General features: G+C 71.8%; 22 protein-coding genes and 1 pseudogene. 12 read left to right on the top strand and 11 right to left on the bottom strand.

The window, feature by feature from the left end; translation table 11 throughout:
- Positions 1-308: pseudogene (locus IF28_RS40015) on the bottom strand (hypothetical protein); the annotation flags it as partial.
- Between the two features lie 181 nt (positions 309-489).
- Here IF28_RS40015 and IF28_RS0129285 point away from each other — a divergent pair.
- From IF28_RS0129285 to IF28_RS0129275, 3 genes are all read left to right on the top strand, one after another.
- Positions 490-1,419 carry an SCO0930 family lipoprotein gene (locus IF28_RS0129285; RefSeq protein WP_030226379.1) on the top strand — a complete coding sequence of 310 codons (930 nt, stop codon included), beginning with the start codon at positions 490-492 and terminating at the stop codon, positions 1,417-1,419.
- Positions 1,420-1,743: 324 nt separating this feature from the next.
- Positions 1,744-2,556, top strand: coding sequence for an SAM-dependent methyltransferase (locus IF28_RS0129280; RefSeq protein WP_030226376.1), 813 nt, complete (start codon positions 1,744-1,746; stop codon positions 2,554-2,556).
- Positions 2,553-4,697 (top strand): putative bifunctional diguanylate cyclase/phosphodiesterase, encoded by a 2,145-nt coding sequence (locus IF28_RS0129275; protein WP_030226372.1) that lies wholly within the window; start codon positions 2,553-2,555, stop codon positions 4,695-4,697. Before IF28_RS0129280 ends, IF28_RS0129275 begins: the two co-directional genes overlap by 4 nt.
- A gap of 128 nt (positions 4,698-4,825) precedes the next feature.
- Here IF28_RS0129275 and IF28_RS0129270 read toward each other — a convergent pair whose 3' ends face one another.
- Positions 4,826-5,641 carry an alpha/beta fold hydrolase gene (locus IF28_RS0129270; protein WP_030226369.1) on the bottom strand — a complete coding sequence of 272 codons (816 nt, stop codon included), beginning with the start codon at positions 5,639-5,641 and terminating at the stop codon, positions 4,826-4,828.
- A gap of 57 nt (positions 5,642-5,698) precedes the next feature.
- Here IF28_RS0129270 and IF28_RS0129265 point away from each other — a divergent pair, with 57 nt between their 5' ends.
- The gene (locus tag IF28_RS0129265) at positions 5,699-6,172 is read left to right on the top strand and encodes a MarR family winged helix-turn-helix transcriptional regulator (protein WP_030226367.1); all 474 of its coding nucleotides are present in this window, start codon (positions 5,699-5,701) and stop codon (positions 6,170-6,172) included.
- A 12-nt stretch (positions 6,173-6,184) separates the two neighbouring features.
- On the opposite strand, the gene IF28_RS0129260 is transcribed toward IF28_RS0129265, so the two are convergent.
- On the bottom strand, positions 6,185-7,339 hold the full coding sequence (locus IF28_RS0129260; protein WP_030226364.1) for a CapA family protein: 1,155 nt from the start codon (positions 7,337-7,339) through the stop codon (positions 6,185-6,187).
- A gap of 211 nt (positions 7,340-7,550) precedes the next feature.
- On the opposite strand from IF28_RS0129260, the gene IF28_RS0129255 reads away from it, so the two are divergent.
- From IF28_RS0129255 to IF28_RS0129245, 3 genes are all read left to right on the top strand, one after another.
- Positions 7,551-8,096, top strand: coding sequence for a sigma-70 family RNA polymerase sigma factor (locus IF28_RS0129255; RefSeq protein WP_030226361.1), 546 nt, complete (start codon positions 7,551-7,553; stop codon positions 8,094-8,096).
- Between the two features lie 136 nt (positions 8,097-8,232).
- Complete coding sequence (locus IF28_RS0129250; RefSeq protein ID WP_030226358.1) at positions 8,233-8,742, top strand: hypothetical protein; 510 nt, start codon at positions 8,233-8,235, stop codon at positions 8,740-8,742.
- 149 nt (positions 8,743-8,891) lie between these two features.
- Positions 8,892-9,548, top strand: a complete 657-nt coding sequence (locus IF28_RS0129245; RefSeq protein ID WP_030226355.1) for a zf-HC2 domain-containing protein — start codon at positions 8,892-8,894, stop codon at positions 9,546-9,548.
- Position 9,549: 1 nt separating this feature from the next.
- On the opposite strand, the gene IF28_RS0129240 is transcribed toward IF28_RS0129245, so the two are convergent.
- Both IF28_RS0129240 and IF28_RS0129235 read right to left on the bottom strand, forming a co-directional pair.
- Complete coding sequence (locus IF28_RS0129240) at positions 9,550-10,413, bottom strand: Fpg/Nei family DNA glycosylase (protein WP_030226352.1); 864 nt, start codon at positions 10,411-10,413, stop codon at positions 9,550-9,552.
- Positions 10,414-10,518: 105 nt separating this feature from the next.
- Positions 10,519-12,609, bottom strand: a complete 2,091-nt coding sequence (locus IF28_RS0129235; RefSeq protein ID WP_030226348.1) for a SpoIIE family protein phosphatase — start codon at positions 12,607-12,609, stop codon at positions 10,519-10,521.
- 125 nt (positions 12,610-12,734) lie between these two features.
- Between IF28_RS0129235 and IF28_RS0129230 the strand changes: the two genes are divergently transcribed.
- The gene (locus IF28_RS0129230) at positions 12,735-14,138 is read left to right on the top strand and encodes a lipase maturation factor family protein (protein ID WP_030226345.1); all 1,404 of its coding nucleotides are present in this window, start codon (positions 12,735-12,737) and stop codon (positions 14,136-14,138) included.
- A 27-nt stretch (positions 14,139-14,165) separates the two neighbouring features.
- Here IF28_RS0129230 and IF28_RS0129225 read toward each other — a convergent pair whose 3' ends face one another.
- The 3 genes from IF28_RS0129225 to IF28_RS0129215 are packed head-to-tail and all read right to left on the bottom strand — an operon-like array spanning position 14,166 to position 17,238.
- Complete coding sequence (locus IF28_RS0129225; protein WP_037894207.1) at positions 14,166-15,143, bottom strand: aldo/keto reductase; 978 nt, start codon at positions 15,141-15,143, stop codon at positions 14,166-14,168.
- Positions 15,140-15,895 carry an SDR family NAD(P)-dependent oxidoreductase gene (locus IF28_RS0129220; protein ID WP_030226343.1) on the bottom strand — a complete coding sequence of 252 codons (756 nt, stop codon included), beginning with the start codon at positions 15,893-15,895 and terminating at the stop codon, positions 15,140-15,142. Before IF28_RS0129220 ends, IF28_RS0129225 begins: the two co-directional genes overlap by 4 nt.
- Positions 15,892-17,238: an enolase C-terminal domain-like protein gene (locus IF28_RS0129215; RefSeq protein WP_030226340.1), complete on the bottom strand. Its 1,347-nt coding sequence runs from the start codon at positions 17,236-17,238 to the stop codon at positions 15,892-15,894. The genes IF28_RS0129220 and IF28_RS0129215 overlap by 4 nt, the downstream gene beginning before the upstream one ends.
- A gap of 172 nt (positions 17,239-17,410) precedes the next feature.
- Between IF28_RS0129215 and IF28_RS0129210 the strand changes: the two genes are divergently transcribed.
- Entirely contained in the window at positions 17,411-18,109 is a 699-nt protein-coding gene (locus IF28_RS0129210; protein ID WP_030226337.1) for a FadR/GntR family transcriptional regulator, read from the top strand.
- 53 nt (positions 18,110-18,162) lie between these two features.
- Here IF28_RS0129210 and IF28_RS0129205 read toward each other — a convergent pair whose 3' ends face one another.
- Entirely contained in the window at positions 18,163-21,183 is a 3,021-nt protein-coding gene (locus tag IF28_RS0129205) for an alpha-mannosidase (protein ID WP_030226335.1), read from the bottom strand.
- A gap of 98 nt (positions 21,184-21,281) precedes the next feature.
- Here IF28_RS0129205 and IF28_RS0129200 point away from each other — a divergent pair, with 98 nt between their 5' ends.
- On the top strand, positions 21,282-21,632 hold the full coding sequence (locus IF28_RS0129200; protein ID WP_199809052.1) for a hypothetical protein: 351 nt from the start codon (positions 21,282-21,284) through the stop codon (positions 21,630-21,632).
- 171 nt (positions 21,633-21,803) lie between these two features.
- Positions 21,804-22,199 carry a VOC family protein gene (locus IF28_RS0129195; protein WP_030226328.1) on the top strand — a complete coding sequence of 132 codons (396 nt, stop codon included), beginning with the start codon at positions 21,804-21,806 and terminating at the stop codon, positions 22,197-22,199.
- A 148-nt stretch (positions 22,200-22,347) separates the two neighbouring features.
- Here IF28_RS0129195 and IF28_RS38875 read toward each other — a convergent pair whose 3' ends face one another.
- A complete protein-coding gene (locus IF28_RS38875) occupies positions 22,348-22,521 on the bottom strand; it encodes a hypothetical protein (RefSeq protein WP_106982162.1) in 174 nt (57 codons plus the stop codon).
- A 471-nt stretch (positions 22,522-22,992) separates the two neighbouring features.
- Between IF28_RS38875 and IF28_RS0129185 the strand changes: the two genes are divergently transcribed.
- Complete coding sequence (locus tag IF28_RS0129185) at positions 22,993-23,442, top strand: hypothetical protein (protein WP_030226325.1); 450 nt, start codon at positions 22,993-22,995, stop codon at positions 23,440-23,442.
- A gap of 7 nt (positions 23,443-23,449) precedes the next feature.
- On the opposite strand, the gene IF28_RS0129180 is transcribed toward IF28_RS0129185, so the two are convergent.
- The gene (locus IF28_RS0129180; protein ID WP_030226322.1) at positions 23,450-24,943 is read right to left on the bottom strand and encodes an SDR family NAD(P)-dependent oxidoreductase; all 1,494 of its coding nucleotides are present in this window, start codon (positions 24,941-24,943) and stop codon (positions 23,450-23,452) included.
- Between the last annotated feature and the right edge of the window lie 76 nt (positions 24,944-25,019).

Below are 25,019 nucleotides of genomic sequence, written 5' to 3'. Positions count from 1 at the left end.
GGTGTGGGCGGCGAAGGCGGGGGCGTCGGTGTGGGGTCGGGCGGGGGCGGGGGCGTCGGAGTGGGGGTGGGGGCGGGCGTCGGGGTCGGGGTCGGTGTCGGGGGCGGTGGGGGTGAACAGAACGGGGGGTCCGTCCAGGTGACATGGCCCGCGATCGCCACCGCCTCCGTGCCGTCCGGCCCCGTCGAGGCGTACGCGCAGGCGTCGGCCGCGGCCGTGCCGGGTGCGCCGACGAGCGCCCAGATCAGCGCCGTCACCGCCAACGCACGTGCGGTGACGCGGGATTGGCTCGATACGAGTGCTTGCACGAAGAGGATCATGAGTCGCGAACCGCCGGGTCACTCCCGGGAGCGGCGGGATTGCCCCGAAGGAGTTAAGAAAAGAAATCCGGGCCCCCGTTGAACACAACCCGTGCCTTCATGCGTACTCCTCGTCGAGCGGCGGCACAGCAGGGCGCTGCAACACCCTTGCGATGATCTGGAGTTGACGATGAAGACCTCCTGGCGGACCGCCTCGCTGGTGGCGAGCGCCGCGGCGGTGCTCTCCCTGACCACGGCGTGCGGGCAGGAGACCCCGCCGGCCGCCTCCAGTCAGAACGTGGGTGCGACGGCCGCGGCCGGGGACTACGGCAACGTCGGCACCGGCCAGGCGGGTACCGGCGCGAAGGAGTCGCCGGCTCCCTCGGACACGGCCGGTGAGCTGAACGTCTCCACCAACGGCGAGCTGGGCAAGGTGGTGACCGACAGTCTCGGTCTGACCCTGTACCGGTTCGACCAGGACACCGCCGAGCCGCCCGCTTCCAACTGTGAGGACGACTGCGCCAAGACCTGGCCGCCGGTGCCCGCGGACGACGCCTCGGCCGGCGAGGGCATCGACAAGGCGCTGCTCGGATCGGTCACCCGGGCCGACGGCACCAAGCAGCTCACCGTGGCCGGCTGGCCGGCCTACCGCTACGTCAAGGACGTCAACGCCGGTGACGTCAAGGGCCAGGGCGTGGGCGGCAAGTGGTTCGCGCTGAACCCCCAGGGCAAGAAGGCCCAGTCGGCAGCGCTGCCCGGTCTGTCCACGCGCCAGGACCCGAAGCTGGGCGAGATCGTCGTCGACAAGAACGGCATGACGGTCTACCGCTTCACCAAGGACGAGGCGTGGCCGAAGCCGGTCTCCGCCTGCACGGGTGCCTGCCTGGAGAAGTGGCCGGTGGTGGCGCCGGTCGACATCAACGACACCGAGGGCATCCAGAAGAAGAACTACATGACCTTCACGCGCCCGGACGGCGCGGCGCAGCAGACGATCAACTGCTGGCCCATCTACACCTTCGCCGGTGACAAGGCTCCCGGCGACACCAACGGTCAGGGCGTCGGCGGTACGTGGTACGCCGTACGGCCCGACGGAAAGCCGGTCGGCGCTCCGGAGAAATAACAACCTCCCAGGGTGTCGTCCGCTCCGGACGCCGCCGGCCCCGTGTCCGCCCCTCCGCAGCTCGCGGAGGGGCGGACCGTTTTGCCGTGATACACCGGTCTCCAGGGAACAATCGTCGGCATTCGCCCCGTAGTTCGCGGCGTGCCGGAACTCTCCGGAATGCGGTGGCCACATTTCGTCACGCGTTCGCGGGACGCAAATAGGGCATGTGCCACAGGCAGTGACCGGTAACGGATGGTCAATTTCCGTTTGGGCTCGCCCCTTTGGCGGACGATCAGTAGCCTTCGGGTCGAACACCGGATCGCCTACGCCTTGGAGAGTGAGATGGAGCGTCCCGCCTGGGCTCCGCGCAGCATCGACATCTCGGTGCCCAGCGTCTCCCGGATGTACGACTACTACCTGGGCGGTTCGCACAACTTCGAGGTCGACCGGGAGGCCGCCCGCAGGGCCATGGAGTTCATGCCGGGACTGCCCAAGGTCATGCAGGCGAACCGTGCCTTCATGCGCCGGGCGGTGCGGTTCGCGGCCGGGGAGGGCATCACCCAGTTCCTGGACATCGGGTCCGGCATCCCCACGTTCGGCAGCGTCCACGAGGTGGCGCAGGCCGCCGTACCGGACGCACGCGTGATGTACGTGGACCACGACCCGGTGGCGGTGGCGCACAGCCAGGCCGTGCTGGAGGGCAACGAGGGCGCGGACGTCCTCGCCGCGGACCTGCGCAAGCCGCGGGAGATCCTCGAGAGCCCCGAGGTGCGGCGGCTGATCGACCTGAATCGGCCAGTGGCGCTGCTTCTCGTTGCCATACTGCACTTCGTGGAAGACGCGGACGACCCGTACGCGGCGGTGGCGGAACTGCGCCAGGCCCTCGCGCCCGGCAGCATGCTCGTACTCACCCATGCCGCGTACGAGGGAATCCCGCTGCCCGCGGAGCGGGCCGAGGGGGCGGTGGACGTGTACCAGAGGATTCGCAACCCGCTGATCATGCGCACGCGCGACGAGATCGCGCGGTTCTTCGAGGGGTACGACATGGTGGAACCCGGACTGGTGCCGATGCCGCAGTGGCGGCCGGACACCGCACCGGAGGACGAGGATCCGTACGCGTCCTCCGGTTTCGCGGGCGTGGGGCGTACCGCGTGAGCGCGGAGCCGGACGGGCCGGAGGACAGACTCCGCCGGTTCGCGACGATCTGGAGCCGGGCCGTCTTCCCGGTGACCTCGACGTCGTCGACCCGCCCGGAGTTCGAGGAGCTGCTGCTGCCGCTGGCCCGGCAGCTGAGCGGGGCGCTGCGCGCCCGGTCGTTCGACGCGGAAGCGGGCCGGGCGGTCGGGGCGGCGCTGGTGGAGGCGCACTGCACCGATCCGGAGGCACTCAGCCGGACCCTGGACTGCGTGGACGCCTATCTCGTCCTGTACTGCGGCGAGGACGGCGACCGGGAGGATCTGCGGGCACGCTCCGGCAGGCTCCAGCACGCCATGGCCGCCGGGTTCGCGCAGGCACTGCGGATGCGGACGCTGGCCGAGCAGGAGACCGTCGCACGGGCCGCGCTGGAGGCCCAGGGCGTGGTGGCGCAGGCGCTGCACGCCACCGAGGCCCGGTTCCGGGCGGTGTTCGAGGGCGCGGCGATAGGGATCGGCATCGCCGATCTGGAGGGCAACGTGCTGCAGGTCAACGGCGCGCTGCGGCGGATGTTCGGGCTGTCCGAGCAGAGCATGCGCGGCCGTAACGTCAAGGAGTGGGTGCACCCCGACGACGCCCCGCAGACCTGGCGGCTCTACGACGAGCTGGTGCTGGGCGAGCGCGAGCACTACCACCTCGAAAAGGCGTTCTACCGTCCGGACGGGACGGTCCTGTGGACCAATCTGACGGTGTCCCTGCTGCGTGACGCCGACGGCGACCCGCAGTACCAGCTCGCGCTCATGGAGGACACCACCGAGCGGCGGCTGCTCAATCTGCGGCTGCGCTACGAGGCCACCCACGACGCGCTCACCGGGCTGCCCAACCGGACGTTCTTCTTCGAGCGGCTGGAGAAGGCGCTCGGCGCCGGGGAGGGCCAGCGGTTCGGGCTGTGCTACCTCGACCTGGACGGCTTCAAGACCGTCAACGACAGTCTCGGGCACGCGGCCGGCGACCGGCTGCTGGTCGAGGTCGCCGACCGGCTGCAGGCCTGCGCCACCGCCTCCACGGAGATGGTGGCCCGGCTCGGCGGTGACGAGTTCGTGGCGCTGACCACCGGCCCCGACACGGAGCGGACGGTCGACGAGCTCGCCGCCCGCATCATGAACGCGCTGCTCGCCCCGATCAGCGTCGACGGCCGGGAGCTGACCGTGCGCGGCAGCATCGGCATCGTCGAGGGCCCGGCCGGGGAGCGCAGCGCGGCGGAGGTGCTGCGCAGCGCCGACATCACCATGTACCGGGCCAAGTCGGCGGGCGGCAACCGGTTCGAGCTCGCCGACCCGGAGTCCGACGCCCGCGCCATCACCCGGCACGGGCTCACCACGGCGCTGCCGACGGCCCTGGACCGGGGCGAGTTCTTCATCGAGTACCAGCCGCTGGTACACCTCGGCGACGGCAGTGTGCGGGGCGCGGAGGCGCTGGTGCGCTGGCTGCACCCGCAGCACGGGGTGCTGTCCCCGGACCGGTTCATCCCGCTCGCCGAGCACACGGGGCTGATCGTTCCGCTGGGCCGCTGGGTGCTGGAGCAGTCGGTGCTGCAGGCCCGCGCGTGGCGGGATCTGCACGGGGGCGCGGAGGCGCTGGGCCCGCTGCGCATCAACGTGAACCTGTCGCCGTGCCAGCTCACGCATCCCGGGCTGGTCCAGGACACGGTGGAGATCCTGGAGCGTACGGGGATGTCGCCGGACGCGCTGTGCCTGGAGGTCACCGAGTCGGCGCTCATCGGCGCGGACGACGATCTGCTGAAGCCGCTGCGCCGGCTGGCGGAGATGGGCGTCGACATCGCGCTGGACGACTTCGGCACGGGCTACTCCAACCTGGCCAACCTGCGCCGGCTGCCGGTGAGCGTACTGAAGCTGGACCGCTCGTTCACCCAGAGCATGCAGCGATTCCCGGCCGACCCCGTCGATCTGAAGATCGTCGAGGGGATCGTCTCCCTGGCCCACAGCCTGGACCTGGCGGTCACGGTGGAGGGCGTCGAGACGGGCGCCCAGGCCGAACAACTCCGCATCCTCGGCTGCGACACGGCCCAGGGCTGGTACTACGCCCGCCCGGGCCCCCCGGACCGCCTTCACGACCTGGCCCTGGTGGACGCGACGGGCTAGCCCCTTCCAGGGGCGCCCGCGCCCGGAAGGGCCCGCTGCCGCATATCGGCACAGCCCCGCGCCCCTGAGGGGGCGCGGGGCTGTGCCGATATGCGGCAGCGCCGCGTGGGCGCGACGGGGTCCCTGCCCTAGAGGGAGCGGAGGAAGTCCAGCAGGATCTTGTTCAGCTCCTCGGGCCGCTCCAGATTGGGATAGTGCGCGACGCCGTCGACGAGAACCGACCGCCCGTCACGGACGGCACCGGCGAACCGTTCCGCCTCGGCGATCAGATCGCCGGCGTCGAGAGCGCCGTTGACGGTCAGCACCGGCACACCGATCCCCGGAACCCGCGCCCACGTACCGGTCACCGGCACATGGTGGTTCTCCTCGCCCGGACTGTGCTTGGCGAGCGTCCCGAAGGCCATCGCCCGCAGCCGGCTCAGAACGTCCGGGTCGACATCGGCGACGGTACGGTGCTCACCGGGCACATACCCCAGGAACGCGGCGATCCACCCCTCCACGTCACCCGCACCCAGCGCGGCGGCCTGCTCGGCCTGCACCCGCCGGACCCAGGGATCGGTGTACTCGAACTCGCTGGTGGCCGCGCCACAGACCACCACCGCACGCACCAGCTCCGGATACTCCAGCACCGTGTCGGTGGCGATGGCGCCGCCCATCGACACCCCGACGAGTACGGCCGGACCGGTGTCCAGGTGGCGGAGCAGCGCGGCGAGGTCGTCGGCCCAGCGGAACGGGCGGGTGGCGTTGGCCGAGGCGCCGTGGCCGCGGACATCGGGTGCGATCACCCGGTACTCGGCGGCCAGGGCCGGGATCTGGGCGTCGAAGACCCGGTGGTCGGCGAAGCCGGAGTGCAGCAGGACCACCGGGTCGCCGGTCCCGGTGTCGCGATAGGCGAGGTCACCGTCGGCGGAGGGGAAGAAGCGCAGATCCGAAGCAGCAGTCATGACAACCAAGGTGTCATGTAGGTCGGATTTTGGCAACCTAGGTGTCATGATGGCGGGATGAAGGACACCGGCAACCCCCTCCCCCCGGACGAGCTCGGCGGCCGCCTGACGGAGGTGTACGACCTGGTCGGCCCGCTCTACCGGCGCGCCCAGCGCAGTGTGGAACAGGGCCTGGCCGCCGACGGCCTGTCCGTCGGCGTACGGGCCGTACTGACGCTGCTGCACCGCAACGGGCCGATGACCGTGCCGCAGATGGGCAGGGCGCAGTCGATCAGCCGGCAGTTCGTGCAGCGCATGGTCAACGACGCGGCGGCGCAGGACCTGGTGGAGAGCATCCCCAACCCCGCCCACCGGCGCTCCTCACTCATCCGTACGACCGGGAAGGGAGCAGGGGTGATCGCCGCCGTACTGGAGCGTGAACATCTGCTGCTGCGCGGGGTCGGCGGCGATCTGACGGACGCGGATGTGACGGCCTGTCTGCGGGTGCTGGGCGAGATGGTGAAGGCCCTTGACCACATCGACCTCGGCTGAGGCCGGCCTGCCTCACTCCCCCATCACGAGCCCGTCCTGCGCGGCGCCCCGGCTCAGCACCACGTCCCGGATCCGGTCGCGCACGGACCGCACCTCGGCGCCCGTGGCGAGCGCCCGGTTGAGGTTGACGACCCGTCCGGCGTCCACGTCGAAGCGCTGCGGGACGAACTCCGCGCGGGTCACCTCCCAGCGCCCGCCGGGGCGCTTCGGCGGAGCGAAGGTGAAGCGGCCCAGGGTGGACAGGTTGCCGCGCGGGTCGTGCACGCCCTCGTGGTTGGTCATCTCGCCGGCGATCTGGTCACCCATGCCGTAGATCACCCAGGTGCCGTTGACCTTCTCGTAGGCCTGTGGGACGTGGGCGTGGGTGCCGAGGATCAGGTCGATGTCGGGGCGGCCGCCGGTGGCGGAGGCGGTGAGCGAGCGGGCGAGGGCGAGCTGCCGTTCGTCGGGGGCGTCCTGCCACTCGGTGCCCCAGTGCAGGGAGACCACGACGACATCGGCCCCGGCCTTCCGGGCGGCCCGCGCGTCCTCGACGATCCGCGCCTCGTCGATCAGGCCGACGGCCCAGGGCTGGTCCGGCGGCAGCGGAAGGCCGTTGGTGTCGTAGGTGTAGGCGAGGTGGGCGATCCGTGCCGCGCCGGCGCGCAGCACGGTCGCGGTGCGGGCCTCCCGTTCGGTGCGCGCGGTGCCCGCATGGCGTACACCCGCCCGGTCGAGGGCGTCCAGGGTGCGGCGGATGCCCTCGACTCCGTCGTCCATGGAGTGGTTGGAGGCGGTGGAGCAGCCGTCGTAACCGGTGGCGGCGAGACCGTCGGCCACCTCGGGCGGCGACCGGAAGAGCGGGTAGCCGGTGTAGTCGGGGCCCGCTCCGTACACGGTCTCCATGTGGCACAGCGCCACATCGGCGGGGTCGGTGACGGAACGGATGCCGGCGAGCATCGGCCGGAAGTCGTATCCCGCGCCGCCCGCGTCGAAGCGGGCGCGCTCGATGACCGAGTCGTGGGGCAGTACGTCGCCGGAGGCGACCAGGGTGAAACCGCGGGACCCCGTCGCGGTGGGGGCCGGATGCCCCGGTTCCGGCGGCCGGTGGTCACGGGCCTGGCAGGCGGCGCCCGCGGCGAGGACGACGGTCAGGATGAGGGCCACCTGCCGACTGCGTGTGATCATCACTTCGTCCTGCCGTAGTCGTATTTATGGATAAACAGGTAAGAAGCCGCATCTCTCCCGGTGTCGTACCGACACGCGCTTTAGGCCGTCCGGCGTGCGCGAACGGCCGTCCCGACCGTTCGTCGAACCGTTCGTCGACGCGATCGACCGTCCGCCGCACGCCCCTGCGCACGCCCTGTCCCCGAGTGGCGCCGTGCGCTGCCATACGGCCATGACGGCCGGAATCACACTCACGAACGAGACGACCGCCGAGCACGAGCTCGCCGCACTGCAGCGCGAGCACGGCCGGCCTCTCTTCGGGCTGCTGCTCCGGCTCTGCGACGGAGACCGGCAGCGCGCCGAGGACCTGGTCCAGGAGACGCTGGTACGCGCCTGGCAGCACCCCGAGGCCCTGCGCGCCGAGAACTTCGACTCCGTACGGCCCTGGCTGCTCACCGTGGGACGGCGGCTCGCCATCGACGCGCGACGGGCCCGGCAGGCCCGCCCGGCCGAGGTCGGGGACGCCGTACTGGAGAACGCCCGGGTGATCTCCGACCACGCCGAGCGGGCCGCGGCCGCGCTCGACGTCCGCGAGGCTGTGAAGACTCTCACTCCCGAGCACCGTGAAGTCCTGGTGCTCGTGTACTTCCAGGGGGCGAGTGTGGCGGAAGCCGCGACGGCCCTCGGGATTCCGCCCGGTACCGTGAAGTCCCGCGCGTACTACGCGCTGCGCGCCCTGCGCCGGGTGCTCCCCGGATACGCCTCCGACATGCGGTGAAACCGCAGGCATGGTCAAGCCTTCGTAAAGCGCCTTGCCGTCGACCCCTGTTGAGTAATCGGCTGTCCTCATCCGTGTTCCGGACCGGGAGCCCGGGTTCGGGCGACGCGCACGCACCGGAGGAAGGCAGGAAGGGATGCTGCACAGAGGTCGAGAGAACACGGACGGCACCGGCGACGGTGAACTGACCGTCCCCATGGCGTGGTTGTACGCCGAGTACATCGCCGACGAACTGCTGCGCAGCGGCGATCTGATGCCGCCGACGTCCTTCGAGTTCCGCGCGGGCCGGGACGCGCTGGCGCTCACCGTCTTCCTGTCCGACACCGACGGCGAGCTGTCCGGCATCCGGGTGGTCACCCAGCTGGAGACCTGGCTGTCGCTGACCGCGTACGACCAGCCGTGGCAGGAGTGGGTGCAGGGGCGGCTGCGGGACCTTGCCAAGGACGGCCGGGACGCGCGGGATCCGGATCTGGAACTGGCCGGGGAAGCGTGGCGCTGGCTGCGGGAGACGGAACTGCTGGCGCCCGATCTCAACGCGGTGCCGGGCGGTGGCGCGGCGGCCGGTGAGGACGAGGGACCCAAGGTGTGGACGCCGGCGTGGCAGCTCGGGTTGCCCCTCGGACACCTCGCCATCCATCTTTTTTAGGTTTCTCGCCGGCCGACCAATCCGCGGGCCGGTCGGCTCCGAATCCTCTGGTCACGATTCGGCACGTGTCTGAGTGATTCGGCTGCCTGGTGCGTACCGGTGGGAGCAAGGAGTAACCCCACCCGCACCCAACGGCACGAGGATTCGGCATGAGGTCCCTGGAGAGGCATCGCGACGTCGGCGCCTACGCGCTCGGTGTGCTGGACGAGGCGGAGGCCTTCCGCTTCGAGGACCACCTCATGGAGTGCCCCCAGTGCGCTCTTCAGGTGACCGAATTCGGGCCTGCGGCACGCCAGTTGATGCTGTACCGGAGCTCCACCCCCCGGCTGGTGCATCCGCTGGCCAAGCCCGGCCCGCGCATGCTGGACCAGCTGCTGTCGCAGGTCGCCACCCGCAACCGGGCGGGGCGGCGCCGGCTGCTGCTGGCGCTGGCCGCGTCGGTGGTGTTCGCGGTGTCCGTGCCGGCGGTCGCGCTGCTGGCGCGGGACGACGGCGGCCCCGGCTCCGTGAGCGTCGCGGCCACCGACGAACGCTCCGGGGTGTGGGCGGAGGTGACCACCGAGGACATGGCCTGGGGCAGTCTGCTGGAGCTGAGGGTGAAGGACGGCGCGGGCCCGCGCGCCTGCCGGCTGGTGGTGGTCGGCCGGGACGGCTCCGAGGAGACGGTGACCAGCTGGAGCGTGCCCCGTCACGACGCCCGGCCCAACACGGTGCCGGGTGGCTCCGCGATGCACCCCGAGGAGATCGCCCGCTACGAGGTACGTTCGGCGGACGGCGAGCACCTGGTGACGCTGGAGCCGAGCTGACTCATTTCAGCAGCCGGGAGAGCCTCCGGTCGGCCAATGGTCTACCGCCGGTCTGGCAGGTGGGGCAGTACTGGAGCGAGGAGTCGCTGAAGGAGACCTCGCGGACGGTGTCACCGCACACCGGACAGGCCTCGCCGGTACGGCCGTGGACCCTCAGCCCGCTCTTCTTCTCCGCCTTCAGCCGTCCGGCCGCGACCCCGCGGGACCGTTCCACCGCCTCGGTGAGCGTGCTGCGCAGAGCCTCGTGGAGCCGCGTGGTCTCCTCCGGGGTGAGGGAGCCGGCGATCTTGAAGGGGGACATGCGGGCCGCGTGCAGGATCTCGTCGCTGTAGGCGTTGCCGACGCCCGCGATCAGGCTCTGGTCCCGCAGCGCGCCCTTGAGCCGGCGGCGCTCGCCGGAGAGCAGTCCGGCCAGGCGCCGCTCGTCGAAGTCGTCGGCGAGCGGATCCGGCCCGAGCCGGGCGATCCCCGGCACGTCCGCCGGATCCCCCACGGTGTACACGGCGAGGCGCTTCTGCGTCCCGGCCTCGGTCAGATCGAACCCCGCCCCGTTCTCCAGCGCCACCCTCAGGGCAAGCGGCCCCTTCCCCGGCCGGGGCACCCCACTGGGCAGCGTGTCCTTCCACTGCACCCACCCCGCGCGAGCCAGATGGGTGACGAGAAAGGGCCCGCCCTCCATCTCGAGCCCCAGGAACTTCCCGTACCGCCGCACCCCCACGACGGCCCGGCCCTCCACAGCCGACAGGGGCGGCTCGAACGTCTTCAGCACACTGACCGCCACGGGCAGCACCCGCACGACCTCGAGCCCCACGACCTGCTCCGAGAGAAACCCCCGCAGAGCCTCGACCTCAGGAAGTTCCGGCATGCCACCAGAGTGCCACCCGGCGCCGGGAAAGGGGCTGCCCTCCGACCCCGGACCCGCGGGTCGGGAGGGGAAGGGGCGGCGGGGGCGGGAAAGAACAGGCCCCGCTCACGCGGTGCCTCCCACCGCGAACTCGCTCCACACGCACTTCCCCCCGCCCCGAGCCTCCACCCCCCACACATCCGTGAGCGTCTCGATCAGCAACAGCCCCCGCCCGGAAACCCCCGACTCCCCCGCTTCCCGCCGCCGCGGCAACGCACTGGACGAGTCCTCCACCTCCACCCGCACCCGCCACCCCCCGCCCCCGTCCAGCATCCGCACATTCACCACCGCCGCCCCCTCCGTGTGCATCAGCACATTCGTGATCATCTCGTCGGCGACCAGCTCGATCTCATCGGCCCGCTCCCCCGCCCCCCATCCCTCCACCGCCGTACGGATCATGCGCCGCACCTCGGCGAGCGCCCCGGGATCCCCGGGCGCCACCCGCTGCTTCAGCCGCCCCCCGGTCCGCGCCCCGTCCGGGACCCGGCGCCGCAGCAGAAGCAGCGCCACGTCGTCGTCGCCCCGCCGTTCCTCCGCCACGTCGATGAGCCGGTCGGCGAGGTCGCGTACGTCGTCGGGGCCGGTGGCGATCAGCGCGCAGAGGGTGTCCATCCCGTCGTCCAGGTCGGCACCGGGCTGCTCGACCAGCCCGTCGGTGCACAGCAGCAGGGTGTCGCCGGGGTCGATCTCCACCGTGCCCACCGGGTAGTCGAGCCGCCCGAACTCCGCGGACAGGCCGAGCGGAAGCCCGCCGGGCACGCCGACCCGGCGGCAGGTGCCGTCGGAGCCGCGCACCAGCGGGTCGAGGTGACCCGCCCGGACCACCTGGGTGACACCGGTCGACAGGTCCACTTCGGCGTAGAGGCAGGTCGCGGAGCGGTCGGTGTCCAGCTCGTCGAGGAAGACAGAGGCGCGGGCCATCACGGTGGCCGGTGGATGCCCCTCGGCGGCGTACGCGCGCAGCACGATGCGCAGCTGGCCCATGACGGCGGCCGCGTGTGTGTCGTGGCCCTGGACGTCCCCGATGACGGCTCCGACCCGGCCTCCGGGCAGCGGGATGAGGTCGTACCAGTCGCCGCCGATGTCGCGGCCGAGGGAGCCGCCGAGGGTGGCCGCGCGGTAGCGCACCGCGAGGTCGGCGCCGGGCACGCTGGGGATGGTGCGCGGCAGCATGGCCTGCTGCAGCCCCTGGGCGAGGTCCATCTCCTGCTCGTAGAACATGGCGCGCTGGAGGCTCTGGGCGATGCTGCTGCCCAGGGCGACGAGGATGTTGCGCTCGTCGGTGGAGAAGCCGCGCCGGTCGCTGTAGAGCAGGCCCATCGCGCCGATGGGGCGGGCCTGGACGATCAGCGGAAGGTAGGCCGCCGAGGTGATCCTCAGGCCGGTGATGCCCTGCCACAGCCCGGGGAAGCGGGTGGCGAACTCCTCGGGGGACTCGATGAAGCAGGGGCTGAGTGTGCGCACCGCCTCGCTCATCGGGTACGGCTCGTCGATCCGGGTGACCTCGGTCCCCGGTACGAAGCTGCCGGCGGGACCCTCGGCGATGAGCCGGATGCGGCCCGCCTCGAGCAGGCCCATGACGAGACTGGTCGCGCCCAGATGGGTGAGGCCGTGGGTGTCCTTGAGGACGTCGATGACGTCCTGCACGGTGCGGGCGTGGGCGAGGGCGGCGGTGGTGAGCTGGACGACGTTGGTCTGCCGGCGACGGAGGTCCTCCTGTGCGGCCTGCTCACGCCGGGCCTCGCCGTCGCGGAGTTCCTGGGTGGCGTCCCGGACGATCCCGATGATGCGGCGGGGCCGGCCGGTCTCGTCCCGGCGGATGTAGCCCTGGGTGTGGGTCCAGCGCAGGGAGCCGTCGCGGCGGCGGACGCGGAAGTAGGCGCCGTAGTTCTCGCTGCCGTCCTTCAGTGCCTCCGTCACCATCGTGTCCAGGCGCCGGGCCTCACCGGGCGGCAGGCGGGCGCCCAGGGTTCCCGGGCGGTCGTCGTATTCGTCGGGGCGCACGTCGAAGATCTCGTGCGCCTGGGCGTCCATCTGCATCACCCCGGCGTCCAGGTCCCAGTCGAAACCGCCCATGTGGTTGAGCGCGAGGATCGGATCCGGGTGGTCCGGCCAGTCGTCCGGGAGAGACAGGGGGCTCGCTCCCCGATCAGCCATGGGGCCACCTTGTCAGGATTCGGGCGATTCTTCGACCGCTGGGTGGCGTCCGCGCACGGGTCGCGCCGCCCGCCCGGTGGTATACGGAGAGTCACAGAGGTTCGGGCGGGAGGGAGCGTACGGCCGTGGAGTGGTTCAGCGCGTCCGGCTACTGGCTGAGCCGGCTGGTGTTCCAGCGCGGACTGGCGGGGCTGTATCTGGTCGCGTTCCTGACGGCGGCGCTGCAGTTCCGTGCGCTGATCGGGGAGCGCGGCATGCTGCCGGTGCCGGAGTTCGTGCGGCGGGTGCCGTTTCGCCGGTCGCCGAGCCTGTTCCACCGGTACTACTCGGACCGGTTCTTCGCGGTGTGCGCCTGGTCGGGTTGCGCGGTCGCGGTGGCGCTGCTGGCGGGGGCGGACTCACTGCTGCCGCTGTGGGGCGGGATGCTGTTGTGGCTGGTGCCGTGGGCGCTGTATCTGTCGATCGTCAACGTGGGGCAGACCTGGTACGCGTTCGGCTGGGAGTCGCTGCTCCTCGAGGTCGGTTTCCTGGCCGTGTTCCTCGGCAACGACGAGGTGGCGCCGCCGGTGCTGGTGCTGTTCCTGCTGCGCTGGATCCTGTTCCGGGTGGAGTTCGGCGCGGGGCTGATCAAGATGCGCGGAGACGAGTGCTGGCGCAAGCTGACCTGTCTGGACCACCATCACGAGACGCAGCCGATGCCGGGGCCGCTGAGCTGGTTCTTCCACCGTCTGCCGAAGCCGCTGCACCGGGCGGAGGTGGCGGCGAACCATGTCACCCAGCTCGTCGTGCCGTTCCTGCTGTTCGCCCCGCGGCCGGTCGCCACGGCCGCGGCCTCGCTGATGATCGTCACCCAGCTGTGGCTGGTGCTGTCCGGCAACTTCGCGTGGCTGAACTGGATCACGATCGTCCTGGCCCTGTCGGCGGTGGCGTTCCCCGCCGATCCGCCGGCGGTTCCGGGTCCGCCGCTGTGGTACGTGGTGGTCGTGCTCGCGGTGTCCGCGCTTGTGCTCGCGCTGAGTCATCGGCCGGTGCGCAACATGCTCTCCCGCCGTCAGGTGATGAACCGCTCCTTCGACCCGCTGCATCTGGTCAACACCTACGGGGCGTTCGGCAGCGTCAGCCGGATCCGGTACGAGGTGGTCGTGGAGGGGACGGCCGACGAGGTGCCGCGTAGGGATTCGGGCTGGCGGGAGTACGAGTTCAAGGGCAAGCCGGGCGATCCGCGGCGCTGGCCCCGCCAGTTCGCGCCATACCATCTGCGGCTCGACTGGATGATGTGGTTCGCCGCGCTGTCGCCGGGTTACGCGGGTCCGTGGTTCGGGGCGCTGGTGGAGCGGCTGCTGGAGGGCGACCGGGAAACCCTGGGACTGCTGCGCGGTTCCCCGTTCCCGGCGGACGCGCCGCCCCGGTACATCCGCGCCCGTCTCTTCCGCTACCGCTACACGACGTGGCGGGAGCTGCGGGAGACGGGCGCCTGCTGGGAGCGGACGTATGTACGGGAGTTCCTGCCGCCGACCCGGAAGCCGTAGGCCCGGCGGCGTGGTGCCTGCCGACGGTCATGGCCGGTTCTCGTCGGGTGGCAGCAGCCCGGTGGCGCGCAGTTCCCGCCAGAGGGAGTCGGGGACGTCGGCCGTGAACTGGTCGGCGCAGTCGTGGACTTCGGTTGCCGAGCGGGCGCCGACCAGGACGCTCGCGACCGCCGGGTGGGCGGCGCAGTGCGCCAGGGCGGCGGCGCGCAGGGTGGCGCCGTGGCGCTCGGCGGCCTCCTTCAGCCGCAGGGCACGCTCCAGCAACGCGGCGGGGGCGGGTACGTAGTTGTACGTCGATCCGGGTCTCGGGTCGGCGAGCAGACCGGAGTTGAAGGCGCCGCCGACGACGACGGACGTGCCGTGTGCGAGGGCGGCGGGCAGCAGCTCGGTGCGGGCGCTCCCGTCGAGAAGGGTGTGGCGGCCCGCGCACAGGACGACGTCCACATCCGTGTCGCGGATGAAGCGGGTGAGCATCGCGGTCTGGTTCATGCCGGCGCCGATCGCCCCGACGACGCCCTCCGCGCGGAGCCGCTCCAGGGCCGGATAGCCCTCGCGGAAGGCCTGTTCGGCGTGGTCGTCCGGATCGTGGAGGTAGACGACGTCGACACGGTCCAGGCCGAGGCGGTCCAGGCTCGCCTCCAGGGTGCGGCGCACGCCGTCGGCGCTGAAGTCCCAGACGCGGCGGTGGGTGGCGGGGACGGCGAAGCCGTTGGCGAGGTCGTCGCCGCCGCTGCCGTCCGGTTCGAGGCGGCGGCCCACCTTGGTGGACACCGTGTACCGGTCGCGCGGGTGCTCGCGCAGGGCGGCGCCGAGGCGGCGTTCGGCGAGGCCGAGGCCGTAGTGCGGGGCGGTGTCGAAGGTGCGGATGCCGCGCTGCCAGGCGGCCCGCACCGCGTCGTACGCCGTCTCCTCGTCGACCTCGGTGTAGAGGTTGCCGATGCCGGAGGTGCCGAAGGCCAGGGCGGTGACCTCCACGCGGCCGCGGCCGAGCCGGCGCCGGTTCACCGGTTCGCGGGGCGCGGTCGCAGCCCCTGCATGCCGCCGTCGACGGCGAGGGCGGTGCCGGTGGTGGCGCCGGACAGCGGACTCGCCAAGTGGGCTATCGCGGCCGCGACCTCGGCGGCCGAGACCAGGCGGCCCACGGGCTGGCGGGCCTCCAGCGCGGCGCGTTCGGCGGCCGGGTCGTCGGCGGCGGCCAGCAGTCGGCCGATCCAGGGGGTGTCGACGGTGCCGGGGTTGACGCAGTTGACGCGGATGCCCTCGCGGACGTGGTCGGCGGCCATGGCGAGGGTGAGGGAGTACACGGCGCCCTTGGTGGCGCTGTAGAGGGCACGCTGCGGCAGGCCGGCGGTGGCGGCGATCGAGCAGGTGTTGACGATCGCGGCGTGCGCGGAGGCCCGCAGATGGGGCAGGCAGGCGCGGGCGGTGCGGACCATGCCGAGGACGTTGACGTCGAAGACGTGGTGCCATTCCTCGTCGGAGTTGGTCTCCACGGTGCCCCGGGCGCCGATGCCGGCGTTGTTGACCAGGATGTCGAGGCCGCCCAGGTCGTGGACGGCCGCGGTCACCGCCGCGCGCACGGAGGCGTCGTCGGTGACGTCGGCGCGGTGTCCGGTGAGCGGCTTGTCGACCGTCGACGGGTCGAGGTCGAGGACGGCCACCGTGGCGCCACGGTCCGCGAGGAGGTCCGCGGTGGCCCGGCCGATGCCGGAGGCGCCGCCGGTCACCAGGGCCGTCAGGCCCTCGAAGTCGCTCATGCGGTCTGCTCCTTGTCCTTCTGGGTCATCGGGTCGGCGGCCCAGAAGCCGCCGTCGGGATAGGTGTAGCGCGCCAGGGACTCCGGCCGCAGGGCGGCGGAGAAACCCGGTGCGAGCGGTGCCGTGTAGTGGCCGTCGCGGATCACCACCGGGTCGGTGAAGTGGTCGTGCAGATGGTCGACGTACTCGATGACGCGGTCCTCGGTGGTGCCGGTCAGCGCCACGTAGTCGAACATCGACAGGTGCTGGACGAGTTCGCACAGGCCGACCCCGCCGGCGTGCGGGCAGACGGGGACACCGTACTTGGCGGCGAGCAGCAGCACCGCCAGGTTCTCGGGGACGCCGCCGACCCGGGCGGCGTCGATCTGGACGATGTCGAGGGCGCCGGCCTGGAGGAGCTGCTTGAAGACGACCCTGTTCTGCCCGTGTTCGCCGGTGGCCACCTTGACCGGGGCGACGGCCCGGCGGACGGCGGCGTGGCCGAGGATGTCGTCGGGGCTGGTGGGTTCCTCGATCCAGTACGGGTCGAAGCCGGCGAGGGCCTTGGTCCAGCGGATCGCCTCGTCCACGTCCCAGCGCTGGTTGGCGTCGACGGCGATGCGTACGTCCGGTCCGACGGCCGCGCGGGCGACGCGGCAGCGCCGCAGGTCGTCGTCGAGGTCGGCGCCGACCTTCAGTTTGATCTGGCGGAAGCCGTCGGCGACCGCTTGTGCGGCGAGCCGGGTGAGTTTCCCGTCGTCGTAGCCGAGCCAGCCGGGCGAGGTGGTGTAGGCGGGGTAGCCGCGTGCCAGGAGCAGGGCGGTGCGTTCCCCGGCGCCCTCCCGGCCGCGCCGCAGGAGGGTCAGGGCCTCCTCGGGGGTGAGGGCGTCGGTGAGGTAGCGGAAGTCGATCTGGCGGACCAGCCAGTCCGGGTCGGCCTCGGTGAGCAGCCGCCACAGCGGCTTGCCGGCCCGTTTGGCGGCCAGGTCCCACAGTGCGTTGACGACGGCTCCGACGGCCATGTGCATCACGCCCTTCTCGGGTCCGAGCCAGCGCAGCTGGCTGTCGCCGATCAGGTCGCGGTTCAGGAGGGAGGGGTCGGCGCAGAGCTCGTCGGCGGACCGGCCGAGGAGATGGCCGCGCAGCGCCCGGATCGCGGCGACCTGCACGTCGTTGCCCCGCCCGATGGTGAACGCGAACCCGTGCCCCTCGTGTCCGTCGGCGGCGTCGGTGCGCAGGACGACATAGGCCGCCGAGTAGTCGGGGTCGGGGTTCATCGCGTCGGAGCCGTCGAGTTCGCGCGAGGTGGGGAAGCGGACGTCGTAGGTGTCGACGGCGGTGATGCGGGCGGGCTGCGGGGGCACGGAGGGCCTTTCGGTGGGCGGCGGACACGGTACGGCGGCAGTCCTCGGATACTTATCAGACCACTTGGGCGGCGGAACAGTCCCCGGGCGCACATGGAGTGACTTTTGGTCCGTAGTGGTCGGACCACTCCCGTGGCTAGACTGCGGCGGACCTGGCGAGTGGAGGAGTGGCGTGGAGGAGACTGCGGCCCCGCAGAAGGGCACGGTGACACAGCGCGCCATCGAGCGGATCACGGCGATGATCCGGGAGGGCGAGCTGGAGCCCGGCGAGCGGCTGCCCACCGAACGGGATCTCGCCGCCCGGCTGGGCATCTCCCGCAGTTCGATGCGGGAGGCCATCCGCGCGCTCACGGTGCTGGGCGTGGTGGAGGCCCGGCACGGTTCGGGCATCTATGTGACCCGGCTGGAGGCCGGGGACCTGCTGGAGACGTTCGGGGTGGTGGCCGATCTGTCCCGGGGACGGAGCCTGGTCGAACTCCTCGAGGTGCGCCGCGTCCTGGAGTCGACGGCGACCGCGCTGGCCGCGGCCCGGATCACCCCGGAGCGGCTGGCCGAGGTCGAGCGGCATCTCGCGGCGATGAACGCCGGCGACGACCCGGAGCACATCCTCGCCCATGATCTGGCCTTCCACCGCGAGATCGCGGCGGCCGCCGGCAACGAGACGATGGCCGCGATCCTGGAGGGCCTGTCCTCGCGCACCTTCCGCGCCCGGGTCTGGCGCGGCTACCAGGAGGAGGGCGCGTTCGCCCGCACCCGGCGCGAGCACGCCGCGATCCACCGCGCCCTGGCCGCCCGCGACCCGGAGGCAGCGCGGGCGGCGGCGGCCGCGCATGTGGGCGCGGTGGAGGAGTGGCTGCGCGCGCAGCTCTAGAGGGTCGTCGACTTCCCGCCTGCCGCGCGGCGACAGGACCAGGGGCCGAGCGGTCAGGCCCGCTTCAGCCGGAGCGTCATCAGCTGGAAGGGACGCAGCCGTACGGTGATCCGGTCGCCGTCGAGCGGGGGTGCCTCCGTGTCCGCGAGCGGGCGTTCCAGCAGGTCGGTCACCTCGACGCCGGTGGCGGGGAAACCGGTGGTGAGGGTGGCGCGGACCCGGCCGCCGTGGGCCTCGTGGAAGCGGACGACGACGTCACCGCTGCCGTCGTCGGCCAGTTTGACCGCCGTGACGACGACCGCGTCCCGGTCGGCCGTCACCAGCGGGGCGACCTCGGCGGCCCCGGTGAGCCGCCGCTCGGGCAGATTGATCCGCCAGCCCTCGCGCACCGCGTCGGCGATGGACGCGCCCGGCACCAGCGCGTGCCGGAAGCGGTGCACGCCCTGATCGGTCTCCGGGTCGGGGAAGCGCGGGGCGCGCAGCAGGGAGGCCCGGACCGTGGTGGTCGTACCGCCGTCGCCGTCGGTGCGGACCGTGCGGCTCACATCGTGGCCGTACGTCGAGTCGTTGACGACGGCGACGCCCCAGTCGGGTTCCTGGAGGTGGACGAAGCGGTGGTTGCACGCCTCGAACTTGGCGGCCTCCCAGGAGGTGTTGGTGTGGGTGGGCCGGAAGAAGTGCCCGAACTGCGTTTCGGAGGCGTACCGTTCGGCGTGCAGGTCGAGCGGGAAGGCGAGTTTGAGGAACTTCTCCGTCTCGTGCCAGTCGACCTCGGTGTCCACCACGAGCCGCCGCTCCCCCGGCGGCAGTGTCAGCAGCTGGGTGACCCGGGAGCCGCCGAAGGAGCGCACGACCCGCACCGAGGCACCGTCGTGGCCGGGCGTCACCTCGTCCGTGTCGGTGAGGTCGGTGACCGTGTTGCGGTAGAACTCGTCGACGTCCCAGGCGTCCCACATGTTCGGCAGGTCCGGGTGGAGTTGCAGCAGGTTGCCGGCCCGGCCGGGGGCGAGGGTCTCGCGGCCGGCCTCGATGTCGAGGGCGGAGACGAGCAGGCCCCGGGCGTCGATCTCGATGCGGAGCAGGCCGTTGTCGAGGACGTGACCGCCGCCGGGGCGCGCGGTGAGTGTCGTGCGTCCCTCGGGGGACGCCGGTCCCGCGCCGCCCGCCGCGACGCCCGCGCGGGTGTGCGGGGCGGCGTTGAAGACCAGCGGGAGCGTGCCCTCGCCTGCCAGGGCGCGCTGGGCGGAGTCGATGACGCCGGTCAGTTCCGCGGCGATCCGCGCGTAGGTGGCGCATGCCTCACGGTGCACCCAGGCGATGGAGGAGCCGGGCAGGATGTCGTGGAACTGGTGCAGCAGCACCGTCTTCCAGATCCGGTCCAACTCCTCGTAGGGGTAGGGGAATCCGGTGCGTACGGCGGCTGTGGCCGCCCACAGTTCGGCCTCGCGCAGTAGATGTTCGCTGCGCCGGTTGCCCTGTTTGGTGCCGGCCTGGCTGGTGAGGGTGGCACGGTGCAGTTCGAGGTAGAGCTCGCCGACCCAGACGGGCGGTTCGGGGTAGTCGGCCTCGGCCTTCGCGAAGAACGCGGACGGCGTCTCCCAGGTCACCGTCGCCGAACCCTCCAGGTCCCGCAGCCGGGCCGCCTTGGCGACCATCTCGCGGGTGGTGCCACCGCCGCCGTCGCCCCAGCCGGTGGGCGCGAGGGAGTGCCGGGCCGCCCCCTTGTCCTTGAAGTTGCGGACCGCGTGGGCGATCTCGGCGCCCTTCATCGAGCAGTTGTAGGTGTCGACGGGCGGGAAGTGGGTGAAGATCCGGGTGCCGTCGACGCCCTCCCAGCGGAAGGTGTGGTGGGGGAACTTGTTCGTCCGTGACCAGGAGATCTTCTGCGTCAGCAGGTACTTGGCGCCGGCGGCCTTGATGATCTGGGGCAGTCCGGCGGCGAAGCCGAAGGTGTCCGGCAGCCACGCCTCGTCGTTCTCGATGCCGAACTCGTCGAGGAAGAACCGTCTGCCGTGCACGAACTGCCGGGCCATCGCCTCCGATCCGGGCATGTTGGTGTCCGACTCCACCCACATGCCGCCGGCCGGCACGAACCGTCCGTCGGCCACCGCCTTCTTCACCCGCGCCCACACCTCGGGCCGGTGCTCCTTCACCCACGCCCATTGCTGGGCCTGTGACATGGCGAAGACGAACTCGGGTTCGTCGTCCAGCAGGGCCGTCATATTGGCCGTCGTACGGGCGACCTTGCGCACGGTCTCGCGCAGCGGCCACAGCCATGCCGAGTCGATGTGCGCGTGGCCGACGGCGCTGACGCGGTGAGCGGAGGGAACGGCGGGAGCGGACAGCACCCCGGTGAGGTGTGAACGGGCCTGCTCCGCCGTGCCGCCCACGTCCTGGAGGTCGAGGGCGTCCAGCGCCCGCTCCACCGCCCGCAGGATGTCCCAGCGGCGGGGCGCGTCGGCGGGGAGTTCGGCCATCAGCTCGCCGAGCACCTCGAGGTCGATCACCAGCTCCCACACCGTCTCGTCGAGGACGGCGAGGTCCATGCGGGCGAGGGTGTACTGCGGTGCGCTGCCCGCGGTCTCCTTGTCGCCGAGCCGTGTCGGCCGGAACGGGCGGTAGTCCATGATGACCGGATTCGAGGCGGCCTCGATGTGCAGGCGCACCTCCTCCCCGCCCTCGGCGGGCGCGCCGACGCGGACCCACTGGTTGCGCGGGTTGAGGCCTTTCACGGGGGTGCCGTCGGGCCGGTAGACCAGGCCCTCGCACTGGAAGCCGGGCATGTTCTCGTCGAAGCCGAGGTCGAGGATCGCCTCCACGGTCCGTCCGGCCCACTCCTCGGGGACGGTCCCGGTGACCCGGAACCAGCTGGTGCCCCAGGGGGCGCCCCAGCGCGCGCCGACCCGGACGGGTTCGGGTTCGGCCGCGAGGCCCTCGGCGACGGGGACGGGCTCCCCGGGGGCGTGCCACACCGCGACCTCGAGCGGTACGGACTCGGGGTACACGGCGGGACGGACGCGCTCGTCGAGGACGCGCCTGAGGCGGGCTTCGACCAGGGTGCGGTCGTCATGCATGCGGGGCGCTCCAGGGTCGGGGGGCGGGTGGTCACCAGGGGTACAACTCCCCCACCACGAACCCCTTCGAACCCGGCCCCGGTTCAGTGGCCGGTGCCGTGCCCGGCCGGGGTGCCGACGCGATGGGCTGGTCGGTCTCCGAACGGAACCCCGCCCGGCAGATGATCGACCAGACCCTGCGGACCCTGCGTTCACTGGACATCGATTACGACTGGGAGGCGCTCCTGCCCTTCGCGGAACTCGCGGAACGGACGGCCCGGCACGATCTCGACCGCCTGGAGAGGGTCACCGACCCCCTGGAGAAGGCCGAGCACGCGGTGTTCCTGACCTTCCTCCTGGAACCGGCGCTGATGGCCCTGCGCCGGCTCGCGCAGGAGAACGAGTCGACCGCCCGCCACGTCGGGGACGACGACGCCCCCGCCCGGCCGGGGACCGGCACGTTGCCATGATCGGCCGGGCACCCCTAAGGTCGGCCGGGTGACTGCCGGGTCGGCCGTGGGCCATTCATGTGAGGCGCTTCCGGCCTCCGCTTGAGCGCGGGGCGGGCGCGTGCCCCGCCGTTCCTCTCCGAGTTGTTCGTGTCCCTTCGTGGAAACCAGACACCGGAGTTGATTCCAGCCATGTCCGCAGCACAGCACGTCCAGTTGAACCACACCGCCGTCTACGCGAGCAACCGCCGCTTCTCGGCCGAGTTCCTCGCCGGGATCCTCGGGCTGGAGGTCGGCGCCCCGTTCGGCCCGTTCCTGCCGGTCGACCTGGGCAACGGCGTGACCCTCGACTACTACGAGAAGCGGGACGAACCGGTCCAGGCCCAGCACTACGCGTTCCTGGTGCCCGAGGAGCGGTTCGACGGCATGATCGCGCGCCTGGAGGCGGCCGGGGTCACCTATTACGCGGACCCGAGCCACCGGGAGCCGGGCAGGGTCAACGACCTGTTCGGCGGCCGCGGCGCGTACTTCGACGACCCCGACGGCCACAACATGGAGATCATCACCCGGCCGTACGCGCGGCCGTAGGCACGGGGCGTACGGCCGGGCCGGTCTCGACGACCCGCCGTGCGTCCGGCCCCGCACCGGTCGACGGTGTCGGTGCGGGGCGGAGGGGTTCGCGCAGCCCGGCGCTCACGGGATGCCGTCGCGCCGGGAGTGGGTGGAGTGACGCGTATCAGTCGACGCTGGGCAGGATGTGGGGCTCGGCGAGGTCGTCCTCGTAGCCGGCCAGCCGGATCGGGGCCGAACGGGCCCACACATCGAGGCTGCCGAGTTCCCCCGGCCGGCGGCCGGCCCGCTCCGGACGTTCCTTGGGGCCCTCATCGCTTTTCGTCTGCTCCGGTGTCACCGCGCACTCCTTATGTGTCGGTCACCCTCGGGACGTACTGCGTCGGCCGTGCGCCTGGCGTCCGACGTCCGCTCGGGTCTGTGGGAAAAACCGTTCGGACGCGGTGGCGCCTGCAATTCGCGGGAGAGCAGGCCGTGGTGAACCGGCTGGTCCCATGACGGACTGTGGGTGCGGATGGAACCCTTCGTGCTGTCCGTCCGGATCAGAGTAACCAAATGAGCGGCCCCCCGCTCGATGGGGCCCGAAACCGACCGTAACAATCACACGTCGGGCGGTATGCAATCAACGTAGATATGGGCCTATCTCATCCTCCGCGCCACCTAGTCGCATCACTCGTTCGGACTACATGGGCGTCGACGCTTTCGACAGCGCCGTGTGGTCATGGCCCCGTTCAGGTCCCGTTGGCCGGCCCGCAAGCTCGTCATGGTCTGCTGCCGCACGGCAACGGCTGTCTCCCGGGAGGACCGGCGCATGCAACTGCGCACCGTCGAGGAGCTGATGGACCTGCTGTACGCGTGCCGGGGCACGCGGGACGTCCGGGGCCGTGGCGGCGTCCCGGTCGACGCGCACGACCACGCCCTGCGCACCGCCGCGCTGCTGCGCCGCGGACGGCCCGCGGACAAGGAGCTTCAGGTGGCGGGCCTGGTACGGCCCGTCGGTCGGCTGCTGTGGCCGGGCGAACCCGCGCTGCGCGCCGACCGCACGGCGGACGCGATACGGGTACTGCTCGGCGAGCGGGTGGCCGGTCTGGTCCGCTGCCACCCCCGGCCCGACGCGCCGTCCGACGACGGCCTCCTCGCCCTGCGCGCGGCGGACGAGGAGGCCCGCGCCGCCTGGTTCGACGCCGGTGTCCTGGAGGACTGGCGGACCGTCCTGGAGCTGCTGGCGGCACGCAACTCCCGGCTGGGCATGGTCGACTGAGCCCCGGTCACCAGCGTCCGGGCGCGTAGTCCTTCATGAAGACGCCGTACAGGTCCTCGCCCGCCTCGCCGCGCACGATCGGGTCGTAGACACGGGCCGCGCCGTCCACCAGGTCGAGCGGGGCGTGGAAACCGGCGTCGGCGAGGCGCAGCTTGTCGAAGTGCGGCCGCTCGTCGGTGATCCAGCCGGTGTCGACCGAGGTCATCAGGATGCGGTCGGCGTCGAACATCTCCTGCGCGCTGGTCCGCGTCACCATGTTCATCGCCGCCTTGGCCGCGTTGGTGTTGGGGTGCCCGGCGCCCTTGTAGCCGCGGTCGAACACCCCTTCCATCGCGGAGACGTTGACGACGTAGGCGCGCCCTGCCGTCGCCCGGCGCGCGGCCTCGGCCATCGCCGGACGCAGCTTGCTGATCAGGATGAACGGCGCCGTGTAGTTGCACAGCTGGGTCTCCAGCAGCTCCACCGGGGAGATCTGCTCGATGGTCTGGACCCAGGTGTTGGAGTCGACGACGTCGGGCAGCAGGCCGCCCGCGTCGATGGCGGTGCCCTCACGGTGCCGGACCACGCTGGCGTTGCCCGCGACCAGGGCGAGGTCGGCCACCTTCTGTGCCTCGAGTCCGCTGACGCCTACGGGCAGCGCGGCCAGTGCGTCGACCGCGCCGGAGTTGAAGGCGCCGATGACGTGGTGGGCGGGCAGCTCGCCGGCCGGCAGGGGCGCGCCCTCGCCGTCCACGAGGGCCGCGTACGCGGACGGCAGCCGGCGTACGGTCTGTGTGGCGTTGTTGATCAGGATGTCGAGCGGGCCCTGCTCGGCGACCCGGTCGGCCAGCGCGACGGCCTGGGCGGGGTCGCGCAGGTCGATGCCGACGACCTCCAGGCGGTGCATCCACTCCGCGGAGTCGTCCATGGCCTTGAAGCGGCGGATGGCGTCCTTGGGGAAGCGGGTGGTGATCGTGGTGTGGGCGCCGTCGCGCAGCAGCCGCAGCGCGATGTACATGCCGATCTTGGCGCGTCCGCCGGTGAGCAGCGCGCGCTTGCCGGTGAGGTCGGCGCGGGCGTCGCGCCGGGCGTGGTTCTCGGCGGCGCAGTTCTGGCAGAGCTGGTGGTAGAAGTAGTCGACCTCGGTGTAGCGGGTCTTGCAGGTGTAGCAGGAGCGGGGGCGCTGGAGTATCCCCGCGATCTTGCCGGCCTCGACCTGGGAGGAGGGCAGGATGCCCTCGGTCTCGTCGTCGATGCGCTCGGCGGAGCCGGTGGCGGTGGCCTCGGTGACGGCCTTGTCGTGGGCGGTCTTGGCGGCCCGTCGCTCCTGGCGGCGGCGCTGCTTGACCGTGCGGTAGATGTGCGAGGTGGCCCGGCGGACCAGGATCGCGTCGGGGTGGTCGACGTCGAGTTCGTCGAGTTCCCGCAGCACGTCGAGGCAGACGGCGAGCCGCTCCGGGTCGATGCCGGGCCCGTACGCCACCGCGTCCATGGCCCCGGGGCCGTCCTGTGTCACCGTCATCGCCGCTGCCGTTCCCGCTCTGCTTCTCGCGGCGCTCCGTTCGCGCACGCTGTTCGAACGGCGGATTTTACTTGAG

This window comes from Streptomyces sp. NRRL WC-3626, assembly GCF_000718785.1.
In the GTDB taxonomy this organism is placed as follows: domain Bacteria; phylum Actinomycetota; class Actinomycetes; order Streptomycetales; family Streptomycetaceae; genus Streptomyces; species Streptomyces edwardsiae.
This window is presented reverse-complemented; position numbering and strand designations above follow the sequence as displayed.

What these genes read in the sequence shown, in the direction of transcription:
- IF28_RS0129235 (WP_030226348.1), bottom strand. Translation starts at nt 12,609, where the DNA reads ATGGCTGATCGGGGAGCGAGCCCCCTGTCTCTCCCGGACGACTGGCCG.
- IF28_RS0129195 (WP_030226328.1), top strand. Translation starts at nt 21,804, where the DNA reads ATGTCCGCAGCACAGCACGTCCAGTTGAACCACACCGCCGTCTACGCG.
- IF28_RS0129280 (WP_030226376.1), top strand. Translation starts at nt 1,744, where the DNA reads ATGGAGCGTCCCGCCTGGGCTCCGCGCAGCATCGACATCTCGGTGCCC.
- IF28_RS0129220 (WP_030226343.1), bottom strand. Translation starts at nt 15,895, where the DNA reads ATGAGCGACTTCGAGGGCCTGACGGCCCTGGTGACCGGCGGCGCCTCC.
- IF28_RS0129285 (WP_030226379.1), top strand. Translation starts at nt 490, where the DNA reads ATGAAGACCTCCTGGCGGACCGCCTCGCTGGTGGCGAGCGCCGCGGCG.
- IF28_RS0129250 (WP_030226358.1), top strand. Translation starts at nt 8,233, where the DNA reads ATGCTGCACAGAGGTCGAGAGAACACGGACGGCACCGGCGACGGTGAA.
- IF28_RS0129265 (WP_030226367.1), top strand. Translation starts at nt 5,699, where the DNA reads ATGAAGGACACCGGCAACCCCCTCCCCCCGGACGAGCTCGGCGGCCGC.
- IF28_RS0129185 (WP_030226325.1), top strand. Translation starts at nt 22,993, where the DNA reads ATGCAACTGCGCACCGTCGAGGAGCTGATGGACCTGCTGTACGCGTGC.
- IF28_RS0129270 (WP_030226369.1), bottom strand. Translation starts at nt 5,641, where the DNA reads ATGACTGCTGCTTCGGATCTGCGCTTCTTCCCCTCCGCCGACGGTGAC.
- IF28_RS0129260 (WP_030226364.1), bottom strand. Translation starts at nt 7,339, where the DNA reads ATGATCACACGCAGTCGGCAGGTGGCCCTCATCCTGACCGTCGTCCTC.
- IF28_RS0129255 (WP_030226361.1), top strand. Translation starts at nt 7,551, where the DNA reads ATGACGGCCGGAATCACACTCACGAACGAGACGACCGCCGAGCACGAG.
- IF28_RS0129180 (WP_030226322.1), bottom strand. Translation starts at nt 24,943, where the DNA reads ATGACGGTGACACAGGACGGCCCCGGGGCCATGGACGCGGTGGCGTAC.
- IF28_RS0129240 (WP_030226352.1), bottom strand. Translation starts at nt 10,413, where the DNA reads ATGCCGGAACTTCCTGAGGTCGAGGCTCTGCGGGGGTTTCTCTCGGAG.
- IF28_RS0129245 (WP_030226355.1), top strand. Translation starts at nt 8,892, where the DNA reads ATGAGGTCCCTGGAGAGGCATCGCGACGTCGGCGCCTACGCGCTCGGT.
- IF28_RS0129205 (WP_030226335.1), bottom strand. Translation starts at nt 21,183, where the DNA reads ATGCATGACGACCGCACCCTGGTCGAAGCCCGCCTCAGGCGCGTCCTC.